The 23174-nt window shown below is 58.6% G+C and carries 20 protein-coding genes and 1 other RNA gene; 9 read left to right on the top strand and 12 right to left on the bottom strand.

Annotation, left to right across the window (positions count from 1 at the left end; genetic code table 11):
- Positions 1 to 35 precede the first annotated feature (35 nt).
- The 11 genes from AVI_RS11435 to AVI_RS11480 all read right to left on the bottom strand — a co-directional run bounded on the left by AVI_RS11435 (position 36) and on the right by AVI_RS11480 (position 11362).
- Positions 36 to 1469, bottom strand: a complete 1434-nt coding sequence (locus AVI_RS11435) for a UDP-N-acetylmuramoylalanyl-D-glutamyl-2,6-diaminopimelate--D-alanyl-D-alanine ligase (protein WP_015916509.1) — start codon at positions 1467 to 1469, stop codon at positions 36 to 38.
- Positions 1466 to 2926 (bottom strand): UDP-N-acetylmuramoyl-L-alanyl-D-glutamate--2,6-diaminopimelate ligase, encoded by a 1461-nt coding sequence (locus AVI_RS11440; RefSeq protein WP_015916510.1) that lies wholly within the window; start codon positions 2924 to 2926, stop codon positions 1466 to 1468. The genes AVI_RS11435 and AVI_RS11440 overlap by 4 nt, the downstream gene beginning before the upstream one ends.
- 64 nt (positions 2927 to 2990) lie before the next feature.
- The gene (locus AVI_RS11445) at positions 2991 to 4739 is read right to left on the bottom strand and encodes a peptidoglycan D,D-transpeptidase FtsI family protein (RefSeq protein ID WP_041696803.1); all 1749 of its coding nucleotides are present in this window, start codon (positions 4737 to 4739) and stop codon (positions 2991 to 2993) included.
- The gene (ftsL, locus tag AVI_RS11450; RefSeq protein WP_015916512.1) at positions 4739 to 5158 is read right to left on the bottom strand and encodes a cell division protein FtsL; all 420 of its coding nucleotides are present in this window, start codon (positions 5156 to 5158) and stop codon (positions 4739 to 4741) included. The genes AVI_RS11445 and ftsL overlap by 1 nt, the downstream gene beginning before the upstream one ends.
- A 3-nt stretch (positions 5159 to 5161) precedes the next feature.
- The gene (rsmH, locus tag AVI_RS11455; protein ID WP_015916514.1) at positions 5162 to 6187 is read right to left on the bottom strand and encodes a 16S rRNA (cytosine(1402)-N(4))-methyltransferase RsmH; all 1026 of its coding nucleotides are present in this window, start codon (positions 6185 to 6187) and stop codon (positions 5162 to 5164) included.
- Positions 6188 to 6303: 116 nt separating this feature from the next.
- Positions 6304 to 6744, bottom strand: coding sequence for a division/cell wall cluster transcriptional repressor MraZ (gene mraZ, locus AVI_RS11460; RefSeq protein ID WP_015916513.1), 441 nt, complete (start codon positions 6742 to 6744; stop codon positions 6304 to 6306).
- Positions 6745 to 7174: 430 nt separating this feature from the next.
- An RNA gene (gene rnpB / locus AVI_RS29225) (RNase P RNA component class A) lies at positions 7175 to 7574 on the bottom strand.
- A 50-nt stretch (positions 7575 to 7624) separates the two neighbouring features.
- The gene (locus AVI_RS11465) at positions 7625 to 8818 is read right to left on the bottom strand and encodes an NAD(P)/FAD-dependent oxidoreductase (protein ID WP_015916515.1); all 1194 of its coding nucleotides are present in this window, start codon (positions 8816 to 8818) and stop codon (positions 7625 to 7627) included.
- Positions 8819 to 8980: 162 nt separating this feature from the next.
- Positions 8981 to 9574, bottom strand: coding sequence for a lytic transglycosylase domain-containing protein (locus AVI_RS11470; RefSeq protein WP_015916516.1), 594 nt, complete (start codon positions 9572 to 9574; stop codon positions 8981 to 8983).
- A gap of 295 nt (positions 9575 to 9869) precedes the next feature.
- Positions 9870 to 10628, bottom strand: a complete 759-nt coding sequence (locus AVI_RS11475; RefSeq protein ID WP_015916517.1) for an N-acetylmuramoyl-L-alanine amidase — start codon at positions 10626 to 10628, stop codon at positions 9870 to 9872.
- Positions 10625 to 11362, bottom strand: a complete 738-nt coding sequence (locus AVI_RS11480) for a J domain-containing protein (protein ID WP_015916518.1) — start codon at positions 11360 to 11362, stop codon at positions 10625 to 10627. The genes AVI_RS11475 and AVI_RS11480 overlap by 4 nt, the downstream gene beginning before the upstream one ends.
- Before the next feature lie 320 nt (positions 11363 to 11682).
- Here AVI_RS11480 and AVI_RS11485 point away from each other — a divergent pair, with 320 nt between their 5' ends.
- The 3 genes from AVI_RS11485 to AVI_RS11495 all read left to right on the top strand — a co-directional run bounded on the left by AVI_RS11485 (position 11683) and on the right by AVI_RS11495 (position 15133).
- Positions 11683 to 12897, top strand: a complete 1215-nt coding sequence (locus AVI_RS11485) for a pyrophosphate--fructose-6-phosphate 1-phosphotransferase (RefSeq protein ID WP_015916519.1) — start codon at positions 11683 to 11685, stop codon at positions 12895 to 12897.
- Between the two features lie 239 nt (positions 12898 to 13136).
- Positions 13137 to 13772, top strand: a complete 636-nt coding sequence (locus AVI_RS11490; RefSeq protein WP_015916520.1) for a LysE family translocator — start codon at positions 13137 to 13139, stop codon at positions 13770 to 13772.
- A gap of 254 nt (positions 13773 to 14026) precedes the next feature.
- Positions 14027 to 15133, top strand: coding sequence for a transglycosylase SLT domain-containing protein (locus tag AVI_RS11495; protein WP_015916521.1), 1107 nt, complete (start codon positions 14027 to 14029; stop codon positions 15131 to 15133).
- Positions 15134 to 15187: 54 nt separating this feature from the next.
- Here the strand turns inward: AVI_RS11495 and AVI_RS11500 are convergent, their stop codons facing one another.
- A complete protein-coding gene (locus tag AVI_RS11500) occupies positions 15188 to 16567 on the bottom strand; it encodes a serine hydrolase domain-containing protein (protein WP_015916522.1) in 1380 nt (459 codons plus the stop codon).
- A gap of 292 nt (positions 16568 to 16859) precedes the next feature.
- Between AVI_RS11500 and AVI_RS11505 the strand changes: the two genes are divergently transcribed.
- The 6 genes from AVI_RS11505 to AVI_RS11530 all read left to right on the top strand — a co-directional run bounded on the left by AVI_RS11505 (position 16860) and on the right by AVI_RS11530 (position 22897).
- Positions 16860 to 18107, top strand: a complete 1248-nt coding sequence (locus tag AVI_RS11505) for a BtaA family protein (protein WP_015916523.1) — start codon at positions 16860 to 16862, stop codon at positions 18105 to 18107.
- On the top strand, positions 18104 to 18790 hold the full coding sequence (locus AVI_RS11510) for a class I SAM-dependent methyltransferase (RefSeq protein WP_041696805.1): 687 nt from the start codon (positions 18104 to 18106) through the stop codon (positions 18788 to 18790). The genes AVI_RS11505 and AVI_RS11510 overlap by 4 nt, the downstream gene beginning before the upstream one ends.
- A 221-nt stretch (positions 18791 to 19011) precedes the next feature.
- A complete protein-coding gene (locus AVI_RS11515; protein WP_015916525.1) occupies positions 19012 to 19815 on the top strand; it encodes a glycoside hydrolase family 25 protein in 804 nt (267 codons plus the stop codon).
- A 116-nt stretch (positions 19816 to 19931) separates the two neighbouring features.
- Complete coding sequence (locus tag AVI_RS11520; RefSeq protein ID WP_015916526.1) at positions 19932 to 21122, top strand: lytic murein transglycosylase; 1191 nt, start codon at positions 19932 to 19934, stop codon at positions 21120 to 21122.
- 201 nt (positions 21123 to 21323) lie between these two features.
- Positions 21324 to 21890, top strand: coding sequence for an isochorismatase family protein (locus AVI_RS11525; RefSeq protein ID WP_015916527.1), 567 nt, complete (start codon positions 21324 to 21326; stop codon positions 21888 to 21890).
- A gap of 5 nt (positions 21891 to 21895) precedes the next feature.
- Positions 21896 to 22897, top strand: coding sequence for a GlxA family transcriptional regulator (locus tag AVI_RS11530; RefSeq protein WP_015916528.1), 1002 nt, complete (start codon positions 21896 to 21898; stop codon positions 22895 to 22897).
- Positions 22898 to 23174 lie beyond the last annotated feature (277 nt).

Here is a 23174-nt window from a genome sequence, read left to right on the forward strand (position 1 = left end):
ATCTATCCAGCCCGCGACGCGGGTCCGGCATTAGCCTATTCTGGGCGGCGGGTGTCGTCCAATGGGGGATAGTTGTCAAGCAGAGCCGCGACGATCTTGCCAAAACCGATGCCCAGTGACGACTTGACCATCACCACATCACCACCGTGAACCGAGGCGACAGCAAAAGCGGCCAGATCTTCAGCGGTATTGAAAGACGCAACCGAAACGGTCTCCGGCAATTGCGCCCGCAGTGCTGCCATGGCGGGTCCGGCCAGCCAGACATGCTCGATCCCGGCGGCCAGCAACGGCCCTGCCAGATCGGCGTGCAACTCCTCGGAAAACTCGCCCATTTCCAGCATATCGCCAAGCACGGCGATGCGATGGCCCTCGCCGCGCGGCTGGGCTGCGGCCAGGACAGCAATGGCGGCGCGCATGGAAGCCGGATTGGCGTTATAGCTTTCATCAATCAGGGTGAAGAGACCAGAGGCGCAGCGCAGCCGATGGCGCTCACCCCGGCCCTTGACCGGTGACAGTCTGCTCAATGCATCGACCGCACCATCCAGATCGGCACCCAGAAGACGGGCAGCGCCCAGCGCCGCCATGGCGTTTTCTGCGATATGGCGGCCCGGCGCGGCAATCACCACTTCACGGGTCTCACCGTCGATGATCGCCCAGGCGGTCGAGCTTTCGGCAGCGCCATCAAATTCCGCCAGCCGGAATTCCGCCTTGGCATGCTGGCCAAAGGAATGGATATGGGTGATGCCCGCTTCCTGCGCCTTGTGTTCCAGATATTCGAAATAGGGATTGTCGTGGTTCAAAAGCACGCCGCCATTGGCCGCGACACCGGAAAAGATTTCCGCCTTGGCATCGGCGATCTCATCGACACTGGTGAAATTGCCGAGATGGGCAGGCGCAATGGTGGTGATAACAGCTAGATGCGGGCGGACCATCTGCACCAGCGGAGTGATTTCGCCGGAATGATTCATGCCGATCTCAAACACGCCGTATTGTGCAGTGGCGGGCATCCGCGCCAGCGTCAGCGGCACACCCCAGTGATTGTTGAAGGAGGCAACAGCCGCATGCACTTCGCCTGACGGTGCCAGCACCTGGCGCAGCATTTCCTTGGTCGTCGTCTTACCGACCGAACCGGTCACAGCAACAATCTTGGCGCGCGATCGGGCACGGGCGGCAATCGCCAGCCTTCCCAACGCCTGCAACACATCGTCAACAACGATCATCGGCACGGTCAACCGGCCAAGCGCGGGCAGTTTGGCCTCATTGACCACCATCAGCGCCGCGCCATTCGCCACAGCAATGCTGGCATAATCATGCCCGTCTACCCGGTCGCCCTTGATAGCGAAGAAGGCTTCTCCGGGCTGGATGCTGCGGCTATCGATGGAAATGCCGGTAATGCCCGGCGGCATGGTGCCGACCGGGCGTCCGGTCATGGCCGCAACCAGATCTTCAATGGTCCAGAGCAAGGTCAAGGGTGAAACTCCTCCATGGCTTTGCGGATTTCGGCGTGATCGGAAAACGGCAGCGTCTGCGCGCCGACAATCTGGCCCTCTTCATGGCCTTTGCCTGCAACAATCAGCGTATCGCCAGTCGCCAGCATTGCCACAGCGGCGCGAATTGCCTGGGCGCGGTCCCCGATCTCAATGCCTTTCGGTGTCGCTGCCATCACCTCACTGCGAATGGTGGCGGCCACTTCCGAGCGTGGATTGTCATCGGTGACGATGACAATATCGGCCAGCCGGTCGGCGATCTCGCCCATGATCGGCCGTTTGCCCTTGTCGCGGTCGCCACCGCAGCCAAACACCACGATAATTCTGCCGCTGGTAAAAGGCCTGACCGCCGTCAGCACCTTTTCCAAAGCATCCGGCTTGTGAGCATAATCGACATAGGCGAGCGCGCCGCTGTTCGCCTGCCCCACCAGCTCCAACCGGCCCGAAGCACCTTGCAGCTTTTCCAGTGCTTTCAGGGCAAGCGAAGCCTCGACGCCGGTCGAAATGGCAAGACCGGCGGACACCAGCGCATTGGCAATCTGGAAATCCCCTGCCAGCGGCAGATCAACCTCAAAGATCGCCCCCTGATGATGAATTTCAGCAATCTGCTTGTGGCGGAAATGCTCGACCCGCTTCAGGCTGAGGAAATCCCCGGCCCGGCCAACGGTGCGCACATCATGACCCGCCTGCCTTGCCACCCGGATTGCTTCCGCCGACCATTCGTCATCGGCAAAGATCACCGCTGGAGACCCTTTGGGCAGCAGGGTGTCGAACAGGCGCATCTTGGCGGCCATGTAATCGGCAACGGTCGGGTGATAATCCATGTGGTCGCGGCCAAGATTGGTAAAGGCGGCAGCGGCAAGACGCACGCCGTCCAACCGGCTCTGGTCGAGACCATGGCTGGAGGCTTCCATGGCGGCGTGGGTCACGCCCTCTTGCGCAAGATCTGCCAGCAATTGGTGCAGGGCGACCGGATCAGGCGTGGTCAGTGAACCGTAATCGCTGCGGGTTGGGGAAATCACCCCGGTCGTGCCAATCTGCGCACTGGCAAGCCCGGCATAAGCCCAGATCTGACGGGTGAAGGAGGCAACCGATGTTTTCCCAGCCGTGCCGGTCACCGCCACCATGGTTTCCGGCTGGCCGGAATAGACGCGGGCAGCAAGAAGCGCTAACGCATGACGCGGCTGGTCGGTGACCAGAGCCGGAACGGCAATATCCAGATGAGAACCGGAGAGCACGGCAGCAGCGCCCCGCGCTACGGCATCGGCAACGAAACCCGCACCATCAGCCTTAACGCCCTGCAAAGCCACGAACAGCATGCCGGGTTCAACCTTGCGGCTGTCGGCGGTTATTCCGGTGATCTCCACGTCGCCGACCGGCCCATCCAGTGGTCCGGTCAGATCCCCAAAATCGCCGCTGGCGAGATCTCGCAATTTCATCGTCTACCTGTCCCCTGCCGCGCAGCAGGAGCAGAGCCCTGCGGCAACGGCGAATCAATCGTCCTCAATATGAGACGAGCATATCATTGCCCACCTGTCCGTAATTGGGTTCTACACCGAGAATTGGGGCAGTTCTGCGAATAACGTCGCGCACGATCGGCAAAGCGGTAAAGGCCGAAATCGTACCACCGCCCTCGCCGCTCAAGGGTTCGTCGATAAAGCTCAGAACTACATAGCGTGGCTTGCTCATCGGGAATGCACCCAGAAAGGCGTTGAAATTCAGCTTGCTGTCATAACGGCCATTGACGACCTTATCGGCTGTCCCTGTCTTGCCGCCGACATCGAGACCTGGGACACGCGCGCCACGGCCGGAGCCGTTAATGCCATTATATTCAAAGAGATAACGCATATCGGCGCTGGTGGATGGCTTAAGCACCGCCTCGGCCACTTCATTGGCCTCATCCACAGTGCGCGGCAGGAATGTCGGCTGGATCAACTTGCCGCCATTGATGAGCGCCGCACCGGCGACCGCTGTCTGCAGCGGCGTCGTCGCGACACCGTGGCCGAAGGAAATCGTGACCGAGCTGATCTTCTTCCACTCACCCCGTGGCTGAGATGGCATTTTCACTTCCGGCAATTCCGTCTTCATCTTGGTCAGAAGACCCAGGCGGTTCAAATATTCCTTCTGTTCGGGAATGCCGACCACGTCGATGATCTTTGCCGTACCGATATTGGAGGAATATTTGAAGATATCGGGAACGCTCAGGAATTTGCTCTGGCCGTGAAAATCGTGGATGGTAAATCCACCGATCTTCAGCGGATAGCGTGCATCGAACACGTCGCTCAGTTTTACCCGACCGGTATCCAGACCCATCGCCATCGTGAAGGATTTAAAGGTCGAGCCCATTTCGAACGTGCCGTTCGACATCCGGTTCAACCAGCCTTCCTTGGCACCTTCCTCCGGCTTGTTGGGATCGAAATCGGGATAAGACGCCATGCCCAGCACTTCGCCGGTCTCAACGTCCAGCACCACGGCACCCGCCGACTTGGCCTTGAAATTCACCTGGGCAGCGGCCACCACATCATGAACGATATTCTGGACGCGCAGGTCGATGGAGAGCTTGACCGGCTCCAGCGGCGCATTGCTGGTCATGCCGAGATCGGCCAGATCCGCCAGGCCCTGGTTGTCGATATATTTTTCCATCCCGGCCATGCCGCGATTGTCGATATTGACGAAGCCAACAATATGGGCCGCTGTAGAACCGCCGGGATAGAAACGGCGAATTTCCGGCCGGAAACCAATGCCGGGAATGCCCAGCGCCAGGATCTGGCTCTGTTGCTTGGGCGTCAACTGACGGCGAAGCCACTGGAAATGCGATTTCGACGAGAGTTTCTTGTAGGTGTCGCGGCTGTCTAGGTCGGCCAGCACCGTTTGCAGCTTTTCAACGGCTTCATCGACATCGACAATCTTGTGCGGTTCTGCAAACAGCGACACCGTCCTGATATCGGTGGCCAGAACCTGGCCATTGCGATCGAGAATATCGGGACGCGCCGCCATCAACCGATCCGGTGGCATGATGCTGGAGGTGCTTTCCGGATGGGCATAGCCGTATTGCACCAGCCGACCGCCGATTACGCCATAGACCAGCGTAAAACCGAGGATCAGCAGGCCGACGCGACGCTTGGCCATATCGGCCTTGCGCTTGCCAGCGCCTTCGAACGCGCGGCCCTTGCCGCGCACAGCGCCACGGCGCACATCGGTGGAGAAATGGGCCCGGCTTTTCAGGAGCATCATACGGGAAAGAAAAGTCATCAGCGTTTCACCGATCCGGTTATGACCTTATCCATCGGCACTGGGACCGGCTTACCATTCACAATCTTAATACCATCGGCGATCTTGGGACCGCCTGTCTTTGCCGCCGGGGCCTGTACCACAGGCACCTGGGATTTCAACATCGGCAATTCATTGGCCCGCGCCAACTGGTTGGGATCGGTTTGCTGGAGCTTCAGCTCCTGACCGAAAGTATTGGCCAGTTTTTCGAGGCGGTTCGGCTGGGTCAACAAGGCCCAGTCGGCCTGGAGAAGCTCGATCGTATCCTTCTCCAGCTTGATCTCGGCTTCGATGCGCTTCAGATCCTGCACTTTCTCATCGGTATTGTGCTTGATCTGGTAAGTCACGGCTGCCGCTGCCGCCATGGCGCCGATCATCACGATGTCAAAGGTTCGCAGCATGGCTCAGGCCCCCAATCGCTCGATTTCCGCGAGATCCGGCAAATCGAAAATGGAAAAATCGGCCTTCATGGCTGGATGCGCGGTACGGATGCCCGCGCGTAGTTTTGCAGAACGGGCACGAGGATTGATCTCGGCCTCCTCTTCGGTGGCTGTTACCATTCCCTTACCGACCGGCTCAAAGGTTGCCGGACGCTCGAACGCCATGGGCATATGCCGCGAACCGGCGGCCTTGCCGGAACGGTCTGAGAAGAATTTCTTGACGATTCGGTCTTCAAGCGAATGAAAGGTGACGACAACCAGCCGCCCCCCCGGCTTCAAGGCCCGCTCGGCGGCAAACAGCGCCTCGGCCAATTCGCCAAGCTCGTCATTGACGAAAACCCGCAGCGCCTGAAACACCCGCGTCGCCGGATGGATCTTGTCCTTCGCCTTGCGTGGGGTGACGATCTCAATCATGCCCGCCAGATCGCGCGTGGTCTGGAAAGGATGATTGACCCGGCGCTTTTCGATAGCGCGGGCAATTCGTCCGGATTGCTTTTCCTCGCCCAGAAAGCCGAAAATCCTGATGAGGTCGCCAACCTTGGCTCGGTTGACGACATCGGCGGCAGACACACCCGTGCCGGACATCCGCATATCAAGCGGCCCGTTGCGCTGGAAGGAAAACCCACGCTCGGCCTCATCGATCTGCATGGAGGAAACGCCGATATCGAGAACGATGCCATCCAGCCCGCCTTCGGGGGCAAAATTATCCAGCGTGGAAAACCGGGTATGATGAAGCGTGAGACGACCGGCGCGAGCGGCGACCATGGCTTGCCCGCCAGCAATCGCATTCGGATCACGGTCAAGCGCGATGACATCGGCACCAGTATCGAGAATAGCTGAGGTATAGCCACCCGCCCCAAACGTGCCATCCAGGATGACCTTACCGGCAGAGGGCTCGAGGGCTTCTATGACAGGCTCGAGAAGAACCGGAATGTGACGGACCGGTCCGCCTTCGGCTTCAGCATACCCTCCGCCAAGATCCGTCACCATTCCGCTTCTCCGCCTTAGACTATCTCCCTTTTTCTTTGAAAAAGGGAGATAGTCCACATCATTGCATTTGCGCATTTCCGGACGGAAAACCGTTTTCCACTTTTCCTGGAAATGCTCTAACTTGAACCCGCCCTCTTCAGACCGAGCGCCTTTCTTGCCGCCGCCTGCGCCTCGTGAAACGCCTGCGGCTGCCACACTTGAAAATGATCCGAACGACCGACAAAGGTCACCTCGGACGTAATACCCGTAAAGTCGCGGATAAAATCCGTGACCATCAGCCGCCCCTCGCTGTCGAGGCGCATGAAAACGCCGCCGCCATGTACGAGAAGCGACATCTCGTTGGCAACCGACGAAAACGGATCCTCGCCGACAATTTGCCGCTCGTAACGCTCCAGCAGATCCGGCCCACCGATACTGATCGCCGGAAAGGTGAAATCCTGGAAGCAATACAACTCCTGAATTTCTCTGGCCGCCAGAACAGCACGGAACGCCGCCGGAACGGAAACCCGCCCCTTCGTATCGATCCGGTTCGTCGCATTGGACAAGAAGCGGTTCATTACGCGCTACCGCCGCCCCTTTTCGATCAACGCGGTCCACACACCCGCATTTCCATTGATACACCCGAGCCGACAAGCCCCTTGCCGCTAGGACGAAACAGGAAAAATAGCCACTCCAGGCCTGCTTCTCAGTCTCGCATGTCGGGGCTGTTATCCGCCCCTCGGCAGTGCACTTATGGGATAACATGGGACACCATGGGCGTCAATGGGATTAGGGTTGGCAAACCAGTCTACTTCATCGGAAATTTATAACCCGTTAAGATTAATGAATGGTTATTATGGCTTGACGGAAGCAAGCCACCCATATCCGCAAGTATGCTTTCTAATAATATGAAAATAAACGAAAATTAGCAAAAGAGGGAAAAAGGGGCGCAACGGCGCCTATGGTTTTTCAACCTCAAGCAAGGCCTCCGCACGGCCCTCGGCAGGAAATACCAGTCGGCCTGTAAGCCGGGTTCTGTATGGCCCCGGTTTCCCGGAACGTGGCAGCCATTCATCTGGGACGATACTTGCGCACCGCCTCTCGCAACCCACCCGGATGACTGGCCCGAAAACCGGCTGTAGCGCAACTTGCGTTGCACCCGCGTCATCCCTATTCGGTCTTGCTCCCGGTGGGGTTTACCATGCCGTCCCTGTCACCAGCGACGCGGTGGGCTCTTACCCCACCCTTTCACCCTTACCCCGATAAACGGGGCGGTCTGCTTTCTGTGGCACTTTCCCTGAGGTCGCCCTCGCCGGACGTTATCCGGCACCGTGTTTCCGTGGAGCCCGGACTTTCCTCACCCTACCGCCTTTCGGCATTGGTAAAGCGCGGCTGCCCGGCCGACTGGTTCGGCGTGATTAACGGAGACATCTGGAGAAAGCCACCGAAATCATGCGCTCAAACGAAAACAGGCGTGAAATCTGCATCATACTCCTCATGGACAATCGTGCCGCGCAGGATCAACTCGGCACCCAGCCGGCCAATTTCGTCCGAGCTTTTCGCCGCCGCCCCGCAGCCGCCAGTCAGCACCGCGATGCGTGGGCTGTCGCTAAACCCGATGGCCGGATAGCCACTGCCCGTAAAGGAGGTCACGCAGGAGGCCATCGACACCGGCGCCTGGGCAACGCCCGGCACCAGCGATCTGCAAATGCGCGCCAGATGATCACGCGCGCTTTCCCGTCCGCCACCCCTGAACCAGGCGCGGATTTCGGGCTCGGTCTTCAGCCTGACATCATCGGGATCGCCGCCGATCTTGAGATAGGTTTTACCATCAGGGTAGCGCACGGGCGGCAGCAGATAGATATGATCGCGTGGATTGGACGGCTCGTGAATGAGCGACGGCATACCGTGATAGGCGGGCAGATCCTGATCGGCGATTTCGAAAAAGGTCACCGTGCGGGCATAAACCGACAGATCAATCCGGCGCGGCAACAGTCTTTCGGCAATGGAAAATCCGCCCGTGGCAACCAGCAGCTTTTCGGCTTTCAACGCCTTGCCGCCTGCGGTCGTGACCACCGCATGGCCGCCCTCGTCGCGAATGTCTATGACCACATCGTTGATCAGAGATGCCCCCGCCCGAGCAGCCAGCTCCGACTGGGCCTCCACCAAACGGCGCGGATTGACGTAGCCGGCGTGATGCGCCTCATAAATCCCAATGGAAACAGGCTCGAACCGGAAATAACTGAAACGCTCGGCAAGACCGGCATGGTCGAAAGACTGGGTGGAAACGCCGAGCCCTTCGGCAGCGCGCGCCGCCTTGGCGACATAGTCGGAATGACCATCCGGGCTCGTTCCGACGATCAGGCAACCAGCCTCGTGGTAAAACCGGATGCCGCTCTGCTGTTCGATTTCACTATAGCGGGCAATCGACGCATGCGCGAGCTTTGCCCAGACAGGATCGCTATCGATGGTACGGGTGATTCGCGCTTCGTCGTAATGGCTGGCAAAGACGCCTTCGTGGCTTTGCTTGTCAGCGGGCTCATCCGGCCCGACCAGTGCCACGCCATCCGTTTGCAGTGCCAGATGCCGCGCCGCCGCCGCACCCATCATACCGCGTCCGATAATGAGATATTTGAAAACCTGATCCATCATGCCGCTCGTCCAAAATGATTTGCCAATTGGATAGCATTATCGATCAGACTTGCCACATAGTTTGATTGATCTGACGCAAGAACCGGCAGAAACTGCGGTTCTTGCGTGATCGTCAAACCCGATCACCCCACAAGATCGGCAGAGGGGACGCTGTCAGCGTTTTCAGCTATTTTCCAGCGCAGCTTCCACCTGACCGCAATATTGTTTGGAAACCGGGTTCATGCGTGTCGCGCCGTGGCCGGCATTATAGCGCAGGATGGCGCCGCAAGTATCGCCGCCGCCGAGCTGGTGGGCCATGGCGAGATATTTCATCCCATATTTGAGATTGGTGGATGGGTCGTAAAGCCCGGCGACAGTACCGGTATAGCCCATGGCGCGGGCGGTGGCGGGCTTGATCTGCATCAGGCCGACTTCGCCATGCGTGCCGCGCGCTTTCGGATTGAAGCCGCTTTCGATTTTCACCACGGCGCTGGCCAGTTCCACCGGCACGCCATATTGCTTGGCATAGGACGAGATCAGGGCATGATAGGGCGCCTTGCCAGCAGCCCCCTGCATATCGGCTTTCTGATCATCAGTCCCGGTTTTATTCGAGAGCCTGGTTTTCTCCAGAGGCTTGGCGAGGTCGGCTTGCTGTTTATTGGCACGCAACATGTCCATCAGGGTCAAGCCCTTGCCGGCATCAGCCGCCTCGGCTTGGGAAACAGCAGACATAGAAACGGCGATGCATGCCGCGGCAGCGAAAAGCGAGGTTTTCATGAAAAAAGTCAGTCTCCAGACAAAGGGGCGGACACGGATGCCAGCAAAGCGCACTATTTACCCGTCCACTGCCCAGCAAAGGACAGCGATGTTCATCGCCCTCATCGTTGATATTTGCGAAAGACTTCCATTTCGGAAATCACATTCGCTGTTCATCTCAACCGCTGCCGAGGAATACCATGGCTGCGACGGCTGCTGTTAGACAGACTCAATAAGGAAATCCTATGGCATGGCAAAAAGAGGTGATTTTCGACCCTGCCGAAAGCCGTCTGCGGACGACAACAGCCCGCAATCCTCAGCTGAAACGCGGCAACGCCGCCAGCAGACGATGCAGGGTGTCGATGGTCGAATAATCAGCCACGCCATCGACCTTGGAGGGGCGGAAATGCAGCTGGAAACTTCTGACGACACCCTCGGTCACAGCATCAAAATCCGCATTTATTTCAACAGGGTATCCATAGAGAGACAACATGGATTGCAATGCCTCGACCGGCTGGCCGCGATCGCCTCTCTGGAAGAACCGGCCACCAGTGATCGCGGTTGGTTCCACCCAATGCCCTACGCCCAGGGCGTGTAGCTGATCCCAGGGGAAATGTTCGCCCGGATCGACCTTGCGAACCGGGGCAATATCGGAGTGGGCCAGCACCCGCTCCGGGGCGATGGACCAGCGACTTGCACAATCAAGACACAATTGCGCGACGGCATCCACCTGTTTTTCGGGATAATCCGGCAGAGACGGATGTCCGGCATTGGCAATCTCGATACCAATTGAGCGGGAATTGATATCGGTCGCGCCTGCCCAGAAACTCTTGCCGGCATGCCAGGCTCGGCGGCTTTCCGGCACCATCTGCACGACATCACCGTTTTCACGCACCAGATAATGGCTGGAAACCTGGCTTTCCACAGTGCAGAGCCAGGAGAGTGCTGCCTCTTCGCTGGGCATGCCGGTATAATGCAGAATGATGGTGTCAGGGGCCGCGCATTCGATGCGCTCACCGTGATTCGGGGATGGCACCACCACGGCGTCTGGATAATCGGCGATGAATGCAGTCATGCGGCCCGGCGTTCCTTTTCAATCGCGGCATAGGCTGCGTTGAAACTGGCCATGCGTTGATGGGCAGCGGCGTGCATTTCCACTGGCAGGCCGCGCGCATGCAGCCGGTCGGGATGGTGCTCAGAGGCCAGCGCCCGGTAGCGTTTGCGAATCGTGCCAAAATCATCGCTGCGCGACACGCCGAGAATACCGTAGGGGTCCTGGTCGGGCGCGAGATGACGGGCAGAAATCTGTTCGAAGCGATCCTCACCAATCTCGAAAATTTCGGCGATGCGAGAGAGAAAAGCCAATTCCTTCTCGTGGATCAGCCCATCCGCCGTGGCGATGTGAAACAGGGCATCGACAATCTCTTCAAGCACCGGGCAGCCTCTGGTGCGCGAGCCGCAGAGATTGGCGAGCTTTTCGGCATAGGCCTCGTAACCGGCAATATCCTGCTTGGCAAGATTATAAAGGCGCGCGACATTACGGGCCTCTTCCGGCGGAAAATCGAAAATGCTGCGAAACGCATTGACCTCAGCCTGCGACACGACGCCATCGGCCTTGGCCATCTTGGCCGAAAGCGCGATGATCGCCACGGAAAAAGACACGCGCCTGCGCGTTTCCGGATCGCCCTCAAAGACGGTGCGGATCGCTTCGACAATCGACGACAAGGCATTGCCAGCCGCGTCGCTGACCGCGCCGAGCAGCCGCTCCCAGAGGGACGATAATTGTTGGCAAGCGAAATCGAAAATCATTTTGACAGATTGACCAAATTATCACTTGAAATGCAAGAGAAGCACCCCACTGTTTCGGGTTAAACTTTGTTCACTTTCCGGGTTTTACCGCAGTGCAGAATCAGCGGATGCTTCACGTCTTCGTTGGCATACTAGCTTTTCCACAAGCCTCCCGCTTACCGCTTTCCATTTGAAACGATTATATTTCCGCGGCTGATGACATTTCCACGAAACTGCGGATTTTGTTCAATTTTTCGCTTTACAGCATCCGGCCTCTGTCGCATCCATTGGCACCATTTCGTAAACGTCTGCGGCACTTTGTCCGCAAGAAGGAGGATTTGATGGCCAAGACCAAAGTCGCGTTGCTGACCGCCGGGGGCCTTGCGCCCTGCCTCTCATCGGCAGTGGGCGGGTTGATCGAGCGCTATAGCGACATCGCACCCGATGCCGAGATCGTCGCCTATAAATCCGGCTATCGCGGCCTGTTGATGGACTACAAGATCGAGATCAACCAGCATATGCGCGAACAGGCCCATGTCCTGCATCGCTATGGCGGCTCGCCGATCGGCAATAGCCGCGTCAAGCTCACCAATGTCGCCGATTGCGTCAAGCGCGGCCTGGTCAAGGAAGGCCAGAACCCGTTGCAGGTGGCCGCCGAGCGCCTGGCCGCCGATGGCATCACCATTCTGCACACAATCGGCGGTGACGATACCAATACGACGGCTGCCGATCTCGCCGCCTATCTCGGTGCCAATGGCTATGACCTGACCGTCGTCGGCCTGCCCAAAACGGTGGACAATGATGTCGTGCCGATCCGCCAGTCGCTCGGTGCCTGGACCGCGGCGGAAGTCGGCGCCCGCTTCTTCGACCATGTTTCCAACGAGCAGAGTGCCGCCCCGCGCACGCTGGTCATCCACGAAGTCATGGGCCGCCATTGCGGCTGGCTGACAGCGGCGACCGCCCGCGCCTATATCCAGCGCATCCAGCATAATGAATATGTCGAGGGCTTCATGATGAATGAAGAACTGAAGACCATTGACGGTCTTTATCTGCCCGAGACCCATTTCGACATGGAAGCCGAGGCAGAGCGGCTGAAGGAGTTGATGGACCGCACCGGCTTCGTCACGCTGTTCGTCTCGGAAGGGGCCTGCATGGACGAAATCATCGCCGACCGGGAAAAGGCAGGCGAAGAGATCAAGCGCGACGCGTTCGGCCATGTGAAGCTCGATACGATCAATGTCGGCGGCTGGTTCCAGAAGCATTTCGCCAAATTGCTCGATGCCGAACGCTCGATGGTGCAGAAGTCAGGCTATTACGCCCGTTCGGCCCCGGCCAATTACGAGGACTTGCGGCTGATCCAGAGCATGGTGGATCTGGCCGTCGAAAGCGGGTTGAACGGCGTCTCCGGCGTCACCGGTCATGACGAGGACCAGGGCGGCAAATTGCGCGCCATCGAATTCCCCCGCATCAAGGGCGGCAAGGCTTTCGACCTCTCTACGCCATGGTTCAAAGATGTGATGGACCATCTGGGCCAGAAATTCCGTCCGGCACATTGACCTTGACGGCGAATGGTGGCTTCTGTTTGCAGGCGATGCTGACGGCGTAATTGCCCGAAGCATGCCTGCATGACTGCTCGGACCCGCCTGGGGTTTTGAAACGGACATGACAGACTATTTATTGTGACAGCGCCGGTGCCAAGGGCATGCGGCGCTGCTATGTTTATATCGGGAGTGCCCGGGCCGGGATGAGGTTGATGATATCCCGCCACAGGCTGACCGAACACGGAGGCAGGCCCATGACATTTCAGGATTGGCTGTTGTTTTCAGCAGCAAGCGCTGCCTTCCTTGTTGTGCCTGGACGCAATACCAAGCGGATCATCGCCTGCCGGCAAGCGGGCGGCGGTCGGGCTGCCACACTCTGCGTGCTGGGCAGCATGACAGGCTATGGTATCGCCGCGTGCCTGGTATTCGGAATGGCCCAGGCGCTCAGCAATATCAACGCCACGGCACTCTCTGCCCTGCGCTGGCCGGGCATGGCCATATTGATGGTTCTGGCACTCAGGCTCTGGCGGGCGCCGCTGCATATTGGCCCGGTGGCCGATAACGACAATCTGGCCGACCGGCGCGCCATGGTCATTGTGTCGCAGGCCGTGATCGGTTCGGCTCTGGATGCGCGCACACTGGTCTTTCTGTTGGCGATCACCACTCAGATCACATCGGGCTTTTCGCCGTTCAGCGGCGATTTTCTGACCATGGAACTGGCTTTCATGGCTCTCGCGGCTTTTGCCTGTGGGCTTCAGGCAATTTATGCACACGCTTTCGACCGGATGATTCGCCGCCGTTCGGCACGCCGTATGGTGCAGCCGAAGGGCAAATCCATGCTGATTTCCGCCCGCTCCGTCAGCGCCGGTTATCGCCGGATTGCCGCCTGAATCACGGTCTTTGACAGGTTATCCCCTTTTAGACCAAGGCATCGAAGATGTGGACCACATCCTCGCCTTGAAGGTATTGCAAATATCTCAAATGCATCAGTGGCTTGAGATATTTGCAAAGGGAATACCAACGGTCATTTTCAGTGATCGTTAGCATTAGACTTCAAGGGGGCTGTCAAATTTGTGAATCCGATGTTAATAGTTCGTGCGTTGCCTGTGGGCAGCGCTCGTTTCAATAGCCGACGGACATCTGCATGACAGCGAAAACGGACCGCACGATTGCCATCAGCATCACTGCTGTCATCGTCGCAGCCCTTTCCAGTTGCACCAATGTCAATGACAATTCCAAAGCCGATATAGCGCCCAAGCCTGCATCGGCTCATCAAGCCGTTTCGGCCGCAGCGCAGCCGGGCGTCACACAGCCCGGTGCCAATACCGTAGCATCGGCAAATGGCAGCGTCGCAACAGGTGCCTCGACAACGGTAGCTGCCGCAAATGGCACGATGACGCCGGCTGTTCCTGGCACGCAGGCCATGACACCACCTTCGCAATCGGCTGTTACTGCGCTTGCCAATACCGCGTCGGGAAATAATGCGCTGGCCGCCATAAATGGCGCCTCGGGCACAGGCCAGACGGTTAACCTGGCGACAGGCCAAGGCCCATACCCGATCCAGAAACCAGGCCTGACGCAGGTCGCCTCGCTTGGACCAACGGTCAGCACCGTGCCTTCTTCCGCCAATGCACCAGCCCGGATTTCGGACAACGAGCCGATCGGCCTTGAAAACGAAGCGTTGCAGCCGGATGTGATGGCCATGCATTCCGCCGTTCCCACGCCGCGCCCGGGCTCTGCGGCCTCATCGTCCGTCGCCTATGCCTCACCGGCCAAGCCGGTCGTCAAATCCTTCGCGCTGCTTGATGCACAATTCGACACCAGCGCCCCCGGCCCCGTGCCAAGTGCCACGCCGGAAGCCTCCAAAAGCACCGCGTCTGGCACAAGCGAAACGGCAAGCCGCGGCCCGACGGTCATCAATGGGCTCGTCAACAAATATGCCGCCCTATACGGAATGCCATCCGCGCTGATCCATCGGGTCATTCACCGCGAAAGCCGTTATAATCCGTCGGCCTATAGCCGCGGCAATTACGGGCTGATGCAGATCCGCTATAATACGGCCCGTTCGCTTGGCTATGAAGGTCCGGCAGAGGGTCTGTTCGACCCGGAAACCAACCTGAAATACGCGATCAAATATCTGCGCGGTGCGTGGATGGTGGCCGAAAACAACAATGATAACGCCGTTCGCCTCTATGCCCGTGGCTATTATTTCGATGCCAAGCGCAAGGGCCTGCTGGACGAAGTGCAGTAAACCACTTCGTCCATGCCGACACGGACCATTGCCCCTTTCTGTCGATTCGGTTTCCTACGGCATTGCGTCCAGAACCGCCTTCAGCAGTTTCTGCGGCCTGTAGTTATCCCAGGCAGGCGTCAGCCCCATCCTCAGCACAATCAGTTTACGTGACGGGACAATCGCAATTGTTTGTCCGTCATGGCCCTGAAACCAGAGGGTTTCTTCGGTAATGCCGAAGGTGGAATCCGGTTCCCGGCCCGGCCCGCTCCGCCAGATTTGCCCCTGTCCATAGGTGCCGCCTGATGCCTTTGTCGGGGTCCCCATGGTCTTTACATAGCCTTCCGGCAACAGCCGCCGTCCCTGCCAGACGCCGTCCTGCAACAGGCATTGGGCAAGCTTGGCCCAATCGCGGGCATTGGCATAGAGATAGGACCCACCTGCCAAAGTGCCTGTCTCGTCGGCCTCCAGCACTGCACTGGTCATGCCCAGCGGCTTGAACAAGGATGTTTGGGGATAAGACAGCGCCTGTTCCGGTGGCAAGCTGTCCATCAGGAGGCGGGCCAGCAGCACGCTGGTACCGGTCGAATAGTGAAACAGCGTCCCGGGTGTCGCGTCCAGCGGCTGAGAGGCGACGAATGCCGCCTGATCCGGCTCCAGAAACAGCATGCGCGTTGCATCACTGACATCGCCATAATCCTCATTGAAACGCAGGCCGCTTTCCATGCCCATCAATTGGCGCAGGGTGATTGCCGCGCGCCCATCGGTCCATTGCGGCAACAAATGATCCTTGTCGAGATCAAGCCCGCCCTCCCCCATCCGCTGGCCGATCAGCATGGCCATGACTGTCTTGGTCATCGACCAGCCGATCAGCGGCGTATCGGGCCCGAATCCCGGACCATAGGCCTCACCAAGCAACTCTCCATCCCGAATCACCAATGTGGCGCGCATAGATGGCCCGGTCAGGGCTGGATCAGCAAGAATGCCCGCCAGCACCGGGTCGGTGTGCGGTGCGCCGGTTCCATCCGGCCAGGGCGCAGGGTTCGGTGCTGGGTTCGGGGTTGCCGAAGCCGCAAGCGGTTGCGGCAGATGCACCTTGCGAGCCGCATCGATTTTTCCATCGGGAACGTTGGCGCAGCCCAGACCCGGTCGGGCAATGGCTGTGCTGGGGGCAAAAGCGCCAAACATATAGGCCGTGACCATGCCTGCATCCCGATCGACATCCAGCCGCAGGAAACGCAGCAGCGGATGGCCCGGCGCCTGTACATCCTCTGACAAAACATCCATCGGATCACGCTTGGCGATAAACACGTTGGAGCAGACAATTTTGGCGGCGTAGCCTGTCCCGACTCGCAGCAATTCCGGCGGCGCCAGCCAAAGCCACGTGGCAGCCCCGACGATAACCACCAGGACAGCAAGCAGCAGTCCTTGGACAAACCTGATCAGCAAACGCATACGATTTCCTCCCGCGCCGGATGGTGTCGCGGATCGGGAACTGGGAACCGATGTCCGGAAAATCCGATGCTTAAACAATAACCTGGAGCGGAAAAGTGATTCTGTTTCACAACCCGCCACACGAGGTCTGCATGCAAGCATGATTACAGCGGGCATGAAAGGGTATGACGGTTGAAAAACCATGGGATTTTCCATGGGCGCACAGCCCAGCCACTGGTCAACAGCCCCCGTCATCAAACTGTAGTGGACAGCCACTATTCCGATAAAAACTTCAGAACGGGGCACCCTTCACATGACAGAACTTGTTCCAGATGCCGGATTCCGCAAAAACCAGAAGCTGAAATCGGCGCTGCTTCAACATAATGCACTGTCACGCAAGGGCCTGTCGGAACGGTTGTTCGGCCTGCTGTTTTCCGGCCTGGTCTATCCGCAGATCTGGGAAGACCCGGATGTCGACATGCAGGCCATGCAGCTTGGTGCTGGACACCGTGTTGTCACCATCGGCTCTGGCGGCTGCAACATGCTGGCCTATCTGTCACGCGAACCTGATAGCATCGATGTCGTCGATCTCAATCCGCATCATATTGCCCTCAATAAGCTGAAACTGGCCGCCTTCCGGCATCTGCCCGATCACACCGCCGTCGTGCGGCTGCTTGGCACCGACAATGCCCGCAGCAATGCCTCCATGGTCGAGCAATATGTGGCACCGCATCTGGACGCCACCACGCGGCGCTACTGGAGCCGCCGCACGCTGACCGGACGCCGCCGCATCCGGGTGTTCAACGGCAATTTCTACCGCACCGGTCTGCTGGGCCGCTTCATCACCGCCACCCATCTTCTGGCCCGCCTGCACGGCGTCAAGCTGGAAGAAATCACCCAATGCCGGACCCCCCGCGAACAGCGGCAGTTTTTCGAGACCCGCATCGCGCCGCTGTTTGAAAAGCCTGTTATCCGCTGGCTGACCAATCGCAAAAGCTCATTGTTCGGCCTCGGCATTCCGCCGCAGCAATATGACGAACTGGCCAGCGTTTCGGAAACCGGCACCATCGCCCCGGTGCTGAAAGGCCGGCTGGAAAAACTCGCCTGTCACTTCTCGCTGCGGGACAATTATTTTGCCTGGCAGGCTTTCGCCCGTCGCTATCCGAAATCCCATGAGGGCGCATTGCCGGATTATCTGCGGGCCGATTATTACCGCACGATCCGCACCAGCGTTGACCGCGTCAATGTCCACCATGCCAGCTATACCGAATTGCTCTCCACCAAGCCCGCAGGCAGCGTAGACCGCTTCATTCTGCTCGATGCCCAGGACTGGATGACCGACGAGCAGTTGAACGATCTTTGGACCGAAATTACCCGCACCGCCTCCAAGGATGCGCGGGTGATCTTCCGGACCGCTGCCGAAAAAAGCGTGATCGAAGGTCGGATTTCCCCGGCGCTCGCAGAGCAATGGTCCTATCTGAAAGACCTGTCCGTCCATTTCAACGCGCTCGACCGCTCGGCGATCTACGGTGGCTTCCATATCTATGAGAAGACGGCATGAGCGATGCCCGTATTGGTCAGGACCATTCCGGCCCGAACTTGGACCGGCAGCATGCCAGCAAGATGGATCAGGTCTATCGCAGCCAGCGTCATATCTATGACCTGACCCGCAAATATTACCTGCTCGGGCGTGATACGGCTATTGTCGGCCTGGATCTGCCAAAAGATGGCAGCCTGCTGGAAGTGGCCTGCGGCACGGGCCGCAACCTGATCTGCACGGAGCGGCTTTATCCGATGTCGCATCTCTACGGTCTGGACATTTCCAGCGAAATGCTGGTGCAGGCAAGGCGTAATTTTCGCGGTCGCCCGCGCCAGCCGGATCTGCGCATCGCCGACGCTTCGGCATTCACCGCCGCCGATTTTGCCATAACCGGTTTCGACCGCGTGCTGATCTCCTATGCCCTGTCGATGATTCCCGACTGGCAAAAGGCAATTGCCTGTTCGCTTGCCGCCTTAAACCCCGGCGGCTCGCTGCATATCGTCGATTTTGGCCAGCAGGAACATCTGCCAGGCTGGTTCCGAACAGGCCTGCATGCCTGGCTCGCCCGGTTTCACGTCACGCCACGCGCCAATCTGCGCGAAGAACTGGCCTCCCAGGCCGAGGCCGCAGGCGCAACACTGAGCTTTTCACCGCTCTATCGTGGCTATGCGTGGCATGCCATTATCCGCCGCCCAGCGGCCTGACAGATCACCGTGCTTTCCGCCCAATAGGCCGGTATTTTCGATCTATCGATATGAGCGGTTGAAAATAACCACATTTTAACGATGATGAAGCAAAGTCAGGCTCGAGGTTTCCCAGTCTGGCTTCATCGGATCGGTGATCTCCAGTTCTGATTTTCCGCGTCTTTTGATCTTGCCATGGGCATGCGCTGCCTTGGCATAACAGTTGAATGAATGGGTTTTCGATGCGGTCGCTGGTCCTGGCACTTATTCCGATTTGTTTGGCGATGGCGTCCTGCACCTCGACGAGCTACGATTTCATGGAAACCGGCTCGATCCAGCCAAAATTCCAGGACAAGGACCCGCAGGACTTCGGCATCAATTCTCCGCATCGCCATCAGGTGCACGGCATCGACGTGTCGAAATGGAACGGTAATATCAACTGGATGCAGGTCCGCCAGTCCGGCGTCTCCTTCGCTTTCATCAAGGCCACAGAAGGCAAGGATGTGATCGATCCGAAATTTGCGGATTACTGGCAGCAGGCCAATGCCGCTGGCCTGCCCCATGCGCCCTATCATTTCTATTATTTCTGCTCCAGCGCCGACGAGCAGGCCGACTGGTTCATCGCCAATGTGCCGAAAGCCTCGATGGACATGCCGCCCGTTCTGGATGTTGAGTGGAACCACACGTCCAAGACCTGCACCAAGCGGCCCCCGGCTGATGTGGTGCGCAGCGAAATGAAACGCTTCATGGACCGGCTTGAGGCCTATTACGGCAAACGGCCGATTATCTATACATCGGTCGATTTTCATAAGGACAATTTGCAAGGCGCGTTCCAGGATCATTATTTCTGGGTCCGTGCCGTCGCCAAGCACCCCTCGGAAATCTATCCAGACCGCCGCTGGGCCTTCTGGCAATATACCTCGACCGGCGTTATTCCCGGCATCAAGGGCGATACGGACATCAATGTCTTTGCGGGTACCCAGCAAAACTGGCGCAAATGGGTGCAGGCCGTCTCATTGCCGACCCAGCAGACCGCTGCAAACTGACCATTCCGGACCGGAGTTTTGCGTCATGCCGGGCAAAACCCGGCTCCTCTCCATGCTTCCGTCACAAAGCTTCGGCAGAGCGGAGCATGTTCTTTTCATATCCGGGGGCTTTATCCATGCATATCCTGTCTCGCTTCACGCTCGCAGCCATGTTGAGCGGCCTTATGGCCGGCACGGCCTTTGCCCAGGCACCGCAATGCGGCGGTGATCTCAGCGCTTTTCTGGCTGGCGTCAAGGCGGAAGCTGTTGCCAATGGCGCGTCTGCTGAGGCTGCCGACAAGGCGCTGGCCGGTGCGCAGATCGACCAGAAGGTGCTGGGCCGCGACCGCGCCCAGGGCGTGTTCAAGCAGACCTTTACCGAATTTTCCACCCGCACCGTTTCCAAAGGCCGGTTGGACCAGGGAAAGCAAAAATTGCAGCAATATAGCGCGGTCTTCGACCGGGCCGAAAAAGAATATGGTGTTGCCCCCGGCGTGATCGCCGCTTTCTGGGCGATGGAAACCGATTTCGGCGCCGTGCAGGGCGATTTTAACACCCGCAACGCGCTGGTGACGCTGGCGCATGATTGCCGCCGCCCGGAACTGTTCCGCCCACAATTGCTGGCGCTGATCACCATGGTTCAGCATGGCGATCTCGACCCCGCCACCAACACCGGTGCCTGGGCCGGTGAAGTTGGCCAGGTGCAGATGCTGCCCAAGGATATCGTTGCCTTCGGCGTCGATGGCGACGGTGATGGCCATGTGGCGCTGAAATCCAGCTCACCCGATGCGATCATGACGGCGGCGAAATTCATCCAGCACCTCGGCTTCAAGCGCGGCGAGCCGTGGATTCAGGAAGTCACCGTGCCGGACACTCTGCCCTGGGAAAAGAGTGGCTTCGACAGCGGCATGAAGGCGGGCGACTGGTTCAAGCTCGGCGTCAAGCCGCGTGATGGCAATACCAAATTTGCCGATCTGGAAGGCGAACTGGTACTGCCGCAGGGCCGCAAGGGACCGGCCTTCATCACCTATCCCAATTTCGGCATTTATCTGGAATGGAACAAGTCGTTTATCTACACGACCTCTGCCGCCTATTTCGCCACCCGCCTGGAAGGTGCCGAGGCCTATCTGAAGGGCAACCCGGAACAGGGATTGACCGATGTGCAGATGAAGGAATTGCAGACCAAGCTGAAGGGCCTTGGCTATGACGTCGGCGAGATCGACGGCATTCTAGGCGGCGGCACCCGCGACGCCGTGCAAAAGGAACAGCTGAAGCGGAATATTCCCGCCGATGGCTGGCCGACGCCAGCGCTGTTGGCAGCACTTTAAGCCTCAGCAAAAATTCCGGTTGTTTTAGCCGCGCATTCTCATGAATGCGCGGCTTTTTCATGCTCGACAGTGCAATCCCCATCGTCAATAAAGATTGGCGTGATTTGTCCCATCCTCGTCAGAAAGCGGTATTTCGCCGGGGAATTTCATCGTTAGACTGACATCATCTTCACGATAAAAGCTCCCATGGAGGCAATGGCCATGACACATTCCGACACCGCCCTGCTGGTCATCGATGCACAGCAATCCTTCCGCCACAGTTCCTATTTCCGCGAGGACGAGTTGCCCGCCTATCTGGAGCGGCAGCAGGCGTTGATTGATGGCGCCCGCAAGGCGGGCATTGCCACCGTTCAGATTTTCCATTTGAACGACACTGGCCCTTTTAGCGAGGCCTCCGGATTCGTCTCCACACTATCCCCTTTGACGATTGAACCGGATGCGGTTTTCCGCAAGCATCGGCATAGCGCGCTGGTCGGTACGGGGCTTGATGTCTGGCTGACCCGAAACAATATCCGCCATCTGATCGTATCAGGTATCCGTACGGAGCAATGTTGCGAAACCACGACACGTCATGCTTCGGACCTGGGCTATAGCGTGGATTTTGTTGGTGAAGCCACCCTCACCTTTCCTATGACCGACGATCAGGGCCGTGAATGGAGCGCGGCGGAGATCCGCGCCCGCACCGAACTGGTTTTGGCCGGTCGCTTCGCGCGCATTGCCACGGTCGTGCAGGCATTGTCACTCCCACCCACAACACTCGCGGCATAGACTTGATGACAGGACTGATCCCGCCGCAGCGCCTTATCGAAATGATCGTCGTCGTGCCGCCACGCCTGCTGCTGCTGGATCTGGCAGGGCCGATGGAAGTCCTGCGCAAGGCCAATCTTGAGCAGGACAGTGTGCGATTCACGGTTCGATATGTCGGTCCCTCCCCCCACGTCACCAGCTCGGTCGGCCTGGCGCTTGCCGGGATCGAGCCGCTGCCGGATGCCGTAGCCGACGGCGCGATGATTATCGTCCTGGGCAATGCCGCACAGCCGCTCGGTGCAGTCGATGCGGAGCCGGAGCCGGACGATCTTCTCCATGAGGCAGCTATCGTCGCCTGGTTGCGGTCTGCTGTCCGGCCAGGCGTAAAGCTCGTCACCATTTGCTCGGGCGCCTTGTTGGCGGCCCGCGCCGGACTATTGGAAGGTTATACCTGTACCGCGCACCACACCGAGATTGATGAGTTGCGGCAGTTGGCACCCACAGCAAAAGTGGCGGAAAATCGCCTCTATATCCAGGACCGGGACAGGTTGAGCACGGCAGGCATCACCGCCGGTATCGACATGATGCTGGCCTTGGTAGCAGAAGAGGCAGGACACACGATAGCACTCAACGTTGCCCGTTACCTGGTTGTTTATCTGCGCCGGGCGGGGAACGATCCGCAGCTCTCCCCATGGCTTGAGGGGCGTAACCATATCCATCCTGTCATTCACAAGGTCCAGGATGCGGTTTCGGCTGACCCTGCCGGCAACTGGACGGTTGCCAGCATGGCAGCCATTGCGGCCACCAGCGCCCGTAGCCTCTCGCGCCTGTTTAACGAGCAAACCGGCATGAGCGTAACCGATTATGTCAACCGCCTTCGGGTCGCCTTGGCCCATCAGCTGGTCACCGCTTCGCGGTTGGATATGGAAACCGTTGCGCAACGCTCTGGTTTTGCATCCACCCGACACATGCGCCGCGCCTGGAAAAAGTTGCACGGCGGAACGCCAACAGCATCGCGCAGTCCCTGACCTCACCAAAACCGAGTCGTCCGTCCTGGAACGGTGCAGATTCAAGCCGATGACATTGCCGCCATTAACGATGAAATATTTCGTTATCACGCAATTTTAACAATATGTTTCCGTACGTTACCTTTTCTTCCAAGGGCTTATACAGACAGACTGCTGCATCGCAGCACAAATTTCGCTTTTCAAATGACACGAAACGGTCATATTCTTTAACTGTTAACGCAAGGGAGACCGAGATGGGACTGACACGTTCGTTCAACATCCTGGCAGTCGGAGTAGC

It is taken from the genome of Allorhizobium ampelinum S4, from assembly GCF_000016285.1.
Taxonomy (GTDB): Bacteria; Pseudomonadota; Alphaproteobacteria; order Rhizobiales; family Rhizobiaceae; genus Allorhizobium; species Allorhizobium ampelinum.